Source organism: Alcanivorax profundi (assembly GCF_003597125.1).
Classification (GTDB): domain Bacteria; phylum Pseudomonadota; class Gammaproteobacteria; order Pseudomonadales; family Alcanivoracaceae; genus Alcanivorax; species Alcanivorax profundi.
Map to the genome: position 1 here is coordinate 1 of NZ_QYYA01000010.1, position 5827 is coordinate 5827.

5 protein-coding genes and 4 tRNA genes are annotated in these 5827 nt (G+C 54.6%); all 9 read right to left on the reverse strand.

Going from position 1 to position 5827, the window contains the following annotated elements:
• The coding region (locus tag D4A39_RS16505; protein WP_233552509.1) for a GTP-binding protein at window positions 1–205 on the reverse strand (205 nt) is incomplete at its 3' end.
• A 155-nt stretch (window positions 206–360) separates the two neighbouring features.
• A tRNA-Thr gene (locus D4A39_RS16510) sits at window positions 361–436 on the reverse strand.
• Between the two features lie 42 nt (window positions 437–478).
• Window positions 479–552, reverse strand: a tRNA-Gly gene (locus tag D4A39_RS16515).
• A 61-nt stretch (window positions 553–613) separates the two neighbouring features.
• Window positions 614–697, reverse strand: a tRNA-Tyr gene (locus tag D4A39_RS16520).
• Between the two features lie 76 nt (window positions 698–773).
• Window positions 774–849, reverse strand: a tRNA-Thr gene (locus D4A39_RS16525).
• 83 nt (window positions 850–932) lie between these two features.
• Window positions 933–1331, reverse strand: coding sequence for an SPOR domain-containing protein (locus D4A39_RS17990; protein WP_233552511.1), 399 nt, complete (start codon window positions 1329–1331; stop codon window positions 933–935).
• A gap of 264 nt (window positions 1332–1595) precedes the next feature.
• Window positions 1596–2336, reverse strand: coding sequence for a type III pantothenate kinase (locus D4A39_RS16535; RefSeq protein ID WP_022986513.1), 741 nt, complete (start codon window positions 2334–2336; stop codon window positions 1596–1598).
• The gene (locus D4A39_RS16540) at window positions 2333–3295 is read right to left on the reverse strand and encodes a biotin--[acetyl-CoA-carboxylase] ligase (RefSeq protein WP_119918570.1); all 963 of its coding nucleotides are present in this window, start codon (window positions 3293–3295) and stop codon (window positions 2333–2335) included. Before D4A39_RS16540 ends, D4A39_RS16535 begins: the two co-directional genes overlap by 4 nt.
• 5 nt (window positions 3296–3300) lie before the next feature.
• Window positions 3301–4989 (reverse strand): AMP-binding protein, encoded by a 1689-nt coding sequence (locus D4A39_RS16545; RefSeq protein WP_031226986.1) that lies wholly within the window; start codon window positions 4987–4989, stop codon window positions 3301–3303.
• Window positions 4990–5827 lie beyond the last annotated feature (838 nt).

The window sequence follows — 5827 nt, forward strand, 5'->3', positions numbered from 1 at the left end:
CTACGTGGGAGGTGGCGATGGTAATACCACGCTCACGCTCTTCCGGAGCATTGTCGATACCGTCGAAGGCAACGGCAGAGCCGCCCCACACTTCCGCACATACGCGAGTCAGCGCAGCGGTCAGGGTGGTTTTACCATGGTCAACGTGGCCAATGGTGCCTACGTTTACGTGCGGTTTATTACGTTCAAACTTTTCCTTTGCCACGACTCTTCACCTCTCAACTTGGCTGCGCTTTCTCGCCATATGGCGTACATACAACCGAAAAGACACATTTAAGGACTGCATTAAGAAAACACAGACCGCCTTGGCACCAGCAAGACACATGAAGCCGGGCCCAGGATATACCTGGGCCCGGAAATTGGAGCTCATAACCGGATTTGAACCGGTGACCTCACCCTTACCAAGGGTGTGCTCTACCTACTGAGCTATATGAGCATAACCTTCATGCCGCTTGCAGCGACCAAACCTTACCGGAACTGGAGCGGGCAGCGGGAATCGAACCCGCATCATCAGCTTGGAAGGCTGAGGTTCTACCATTGAACTATGCCCGCAAACCTTCCGATGCCTTGCCAGCCTTCCGGCTTGCAGATCGTAACCGATCTACGCTTAATCTGGTGGAGGGGGGAGGATTCGAACCTCCGAAGCTTTCGCGTCAGATTTACAGTCTGATCCCTTTGGCCACTCGGGAACCCCTCCAGAAAAGGGCCTACATTCTCTTTACGCACCAACAACTTGTCAACCGATTTTCAAGTAGTTAGCGACCTTAATAAGCTGGAGCTGGCGAGAGGAGTCGAACCCCCGACCGGCTGATTACAAATCAGCTGCTCTACCAACTGAGCTACGCCAGCTCACAAGGGTTGCGAATTCTATAGAAAGGATATGTGGGGCGCAATCCAATTAGAGACCGAACGCTCAATAATTGCTCACCAAATCACTGGCAAGCAACCCTGTCCAGCTTAAGCGACTGATTTGCCTGAAGAAAAACAACCACCCCTTCTTTTCCTTCCGGCTCAGGATCGGAAAGATAAACCCAATACTCTGTCACCGGGCGCGATGTTTCCCGCACAAATGCCGGATACCCCGCATTGCGCATCTTCACCCGCAACCCTTCTGCAGACTCTTCACTGGAGAAATAGCCCAGTGAGATAGCATTTGCATCATCACCCTCTTTGACGATAAAGCTGTCAACTCCGCGATCCTGCAGTTCGTGCAGCACCGACAGCGCCCTGTCACGATCAGCGTAGGGAGGCAGGTACACCCAGCTGAGCCGGTCTTTCTCCACGGTCAAGGAGCGCACCATCCCTGCCACACCAGAAGCTTTCAGCTGCACAGCCCCCGCCCTGGCCGCCTCCATGCTTTCCCAGGGCCCAATAACAGGACAAAGCGTTCCCCGGGCAGCAGCCCGAGCCCCCCCGCGCGGAGGCTGGGGGCTTTCTGATAACAACACGAGAGAATCATCAAAGGCCATACTTGAAGGGGCGCGCAGAGATATCTGCGGTTGCCGGGTCACCGTTTTTGTCAACTGGACGCCAAGGTAAACAAGGTTTACCACGAACAAACTATAGAATATCCACCGCACAGACCTGCCCCCAACTTATTGTTCTTCGCCAGCCACAAACTCCAGGCCGTCCAGCACCAGATCCGGCATATGCTCAAAATCAAATGCAAATGCCTCCAAGAGCTCCGGCCCATCACCACCGGTCACCAGCACTTTGCAAGTATCATCAAGCACTTGGCGCAGTTCAACCACCACCTCCGTGACGAAGGCCACAGACATACGCAACAATCCATTATGGACGCACTGCCCAGTAGACTTGCCCAAGCCCAATGAAGACGCTCCCGGCTCTATATGCACATCAGCAGTATCTCGCAGCAAGGCCCCGCGCAACATGCCCAGACCAGGAACGATATACCCCCCCATAAAGTGCCCATGAGCATCAACCGCATCGATTGTTAACGCGCTACCACAGTCGACAATAATGCAGGGGCCAAAACGGCGAAATCCTTCAATCATGGCGACCCAACGGTCAACACCCAGCCGAACAGGCTCTGGATAACAATTGGTCACCCCGTGATGCTCTGCCCGGGAATAATAGAAGCGCGCCTGAACTCCCGTTGCCGCCAGCAGCAATCTCGTCACCTCCGCATCGGCCTCTCTACCTGCTACCGAAGCCACCCATACGGACACCAGCCGCTGGGCAGGCGCCCCGGCCAATAACAACTCGACAACTGGCGCCCAGTCACGACCATGGCGGCAACCGCCCTGCACCACCCCGCCATTAAGCGTGTAGCGCCACTTCATGGCAGTATTGCCAATATCAATAAACAACTTCATTGCAGCCTCAGACTGACTTCCCCACCAAACAATTCACGCACCTGGGTACCATCATCTACCTTGAGTGCGCCTTCGTCAGTGACGCCACAAGCCATCCCGATCAACTCATTATCACCTGATATCACCCTGACCTTCCGACCCAGCACACCATCGAATCGGGCATACAGCGCCGAAAAACCAGCGAACCCCTTCTCGGAGAATAACGGCAAGGCATCAAGCAGCGCATCCAGAATCGCCGCAGCAATGGCCGTTCTGTCGTAATTGCCCTGCATTTCACCAGCCAGCCCCGTCCAGCGCTGATCAATATCTGCCGCCTGCGACGACGTCATCGCCCCGTTCATTCCGATACCGATGACCACATCAACCTGCCCGTCCATTTCGCCAGCAAGCTCTATCAGAATACCCCCTACCTTGCTGCCATTAATGACAAGGTCGTTGGGCCACTTGATGGTGACAGGCAAACACGGATCCAGTGCCACCAGCGCATCGGCAACCACGGCTCCCACCACAAGACTCAGCCCGCCAAGGGTTGAAAACCCTCCGGCCGCACTATAACGCAGGGAAAGATAGATATTGGCAGCAAACGGGGACTGCCACTGCCTGCCACGACGACCTCGTCCAGACAACTGGCATTCACTGATAAAGAGGTGGGGAATAGATACCGGACCCGGCAAGGCCAATGCATCTGCATTGGTGGAATCGGTTACCCAGCTGTAATGGAGGCGGGCACGTTCTGCAACATTTTCGGCCATCCTGTCCACGTCCAGCAGCTGAAGCGGCTGGCGCAACCGGTAACCTTTCCCCTTAATCGACTCCAGCGCGAGCCCGAACTGTTCAAGGCGCTGTATTCGCTTCCAGACTGCAGCCCGTGAAATCCCCAACCTATCCCCTAGTTCGGAACCGGAATGAGATTTTCCATCGGAGAGAAGGCGGATCAGCGTCTGATCCGCCTCTTTCATCAGGCTCAAGCCTCCCAAACCACCCCGCGGGTTTTGCCCCACTGGGCAATCCCGTCAGCGTAGTGCTTTTCGATCTCGTTCCGCTTGAGTTTCAAGGTCGGAGTAATCATGTTGTTTTCCACCGTCCATGCCTCCTTGCAGACCACCAAGGTGGACATACGCTCATGAGGATCAAGCTGCTCATTCACCTGAGCCAGCAGTTTTTCGAGCTCTTTAGTGAAATGCTCCTTCTCAGCTCCGTTGGACAGCTTTTCCTGTTCCTCCGGGGTGATATTAAGCAGTGCGATAGGCTGCGGCATTCCCTGTCCAATCACACAGGCAAGCTCCAATCCAGGCAGAGTGACGATGCGGTTCTCGATTGGCGCCGGAGCAACGTATTTACCCTTTTCGGTCTTGAAGATTTCCTTAACACGACCCGTGATACGCAAGCGGCCTTTTGCGTCAATTTCACCGACATCCCCGGTGTGAAGCCAGCCATCCTCAGTCAGATCTTCTGCGGTTTTCTCAGGCTGCTTGTAGTAGCCCTTCATGTTACCCAGGCTACGCACCATGATCTCACCGCCATCACCGATTCGACATTCAACCCCGTCGTTAGGCGTGCCTACCCAGCCGATCTGCTGATCGCCCTCTTCTGTAGTGTGAGACCACGCCAGATTTTCTGTCATGCCATATACTTCAAGAATCTCAAGACCCAGCTTCTTGAACCAGGTAATAATATCCGGCGACAACGCCGCGGCGCCTGAAAGTGCGATACGGCATTCATCAAGCCCCATTGCTCCGAGCACTTTCTTCTTGATGATCTTGTTCAGGAAGGGAATCTTGAGCAGCGTGTTCAACTTCTTAGGTGGTACGGCTTCAGATGCCTTTTGATAAAACTTGGACCAGATGCGCGGAACAGCAAAGAACACCGTCGGCTGGGCACGCTTGATATCCTCACCAAAGGTATCCAGGGACTCAGCAAAGAAAATCTTGTTACCCACATAAAGCACAGCGATTTCTACCGCCACCCGTTCGGCAACGTGGGAAAGCGGCAAGTAGGAAATCATTCTCTCATTCGGCTCAAGGTTGTAAACCTTGATCATCTTCTCACCGACAATGGAGAGCCCCTGAAAATCATGCATCACACCTTTCGGCATACCCGTGGTGCCAGAGGTATAAACAATGGTGGCAAGATCAGCCATGTCAGGGGTATTCACTTCAGTTAGCGGCGCCGTTTCGCGGATAATATCGGACCACTTCGGGAAGGCATTGAGGGCATCTTCAGGCGCCAGACTCAAAGCAATCTGCTTGACCCCATCAGGAACCCCCGCTTTCATCATATCCCAGTCATCAAGCTTGCCGACAAACAGGAATTTGGACTCACTGTGCTCCATGATCTGGCGAACCGTTTCAGCCACCAGTGTTGGGTAAAGAGGGACACTGACACCACCAGCCATCCAGATAGCCACATCGGTGATAATCCACTCAGCACAGTTCTTGGAAACCAGCGCCACATGATCTCCTTTCTCCATACCTTGAGCATGCAGATAGGCAGCAATCCTTCTTGCTTCATCGTCAACGTCTTTCCAGGTGTACTCACGCAGTTCTCCGCCGCCGAGGGGCTGGACAAATGCAACCGCATCACCATGTTGTTGGAGGCGTTGCTCCAGCGCTTGCAACGGATTCATTACACCGGCTTTATTATCTGATGCCATAGTCCTTAACCTTTTCCCAAATCCAAACGACAATAACAGCCCCTCCCGATGAGAAGGGCGATGCAGGCCAACCCTGCAATTCCCGAACCAGCCTCCGGCAACACCCCGCCAACACCGGACGAGCCGAACAACACCCGTAGTCACTCCGTATACAACAAGTGCAAATCAGGCCCAACCTTACCACTTTCCTACAACGCAATGGAGCCTTGGAATACAGAAAATAACACCGTGATGGCAGGATTAGAGCACCGTTTTCGTGCATCAGATGCCAACCTGCGTCCAGCAGCGAAATGAAGCCTGTTCACAGGGGCTCCACGGAAGAAATGCCGAGCCACTCTTGCGTTGCTTGTCAGCGCATCCTGTCAGGGAGGGGAGTTCGGGGGCGATGTTCTTGCGGGCTTTCAGGAAATGCTCTCAAACACGGGGAGACGGGCGCACGAAGATGAGCGCTCCTCGCCGTGTAAGAGCCATACCAGCATGGTGATGGGTTGGCCACAGGAGGCAGGCTCCGACGGGCGGCAGTTTTTTGTGTTGGCGTGGGGGCGTGTTTGGGGTTTAGCGTCGGGCATGTTGCGGCTGGCGGCTGGCGGCTGGCGGCTGGCGTGATTATGGCCTACTTAGGTAGCGAGCAAGCTCGCTATCCCGTCGGGACGCCTTGGCGCCTCACCCTGGCACCTTCGGTGCATCGGGTGTCACATGGCAGCGCGAGCACTGCGAGGTAGTGAGAGGAGATCAGCGTGATCCTAAACCCAACAAAAAACCCCCGTCACTTTCGTGGCGGGGGTCTTTTGTTTAGTTTAAGAGCCTGACGATGACCTACTCTCACATGGGGAAGCCC

What these genes read in the sequence shown, in the direction of transcription:
- D4A39_RS16535 (WP_022986513.1), bottom strand. Translation starts at nt 2,336, where the DNA reads ATGAAGTTGTTTATTGATATTGGCAATACTGCCATGAAGTGGCGCTAC.
- D4A39_RS16540 (WP_119918570.1), bottom strand. Translation starts at nt 3,295, where the DNA reads ATGAAAGAGGCGGATCAGACGCTGATCCGCCTTCTCTCCGATGGAAAA.
- D4A39_RS16545 (WP_031226986.1), bottom strand. Translation starts at nt 4,989, where the DNA reads ATGGCATCAGATAATAAAGCCGGTGTAATGAATCCGTTGCAAGCGCTG.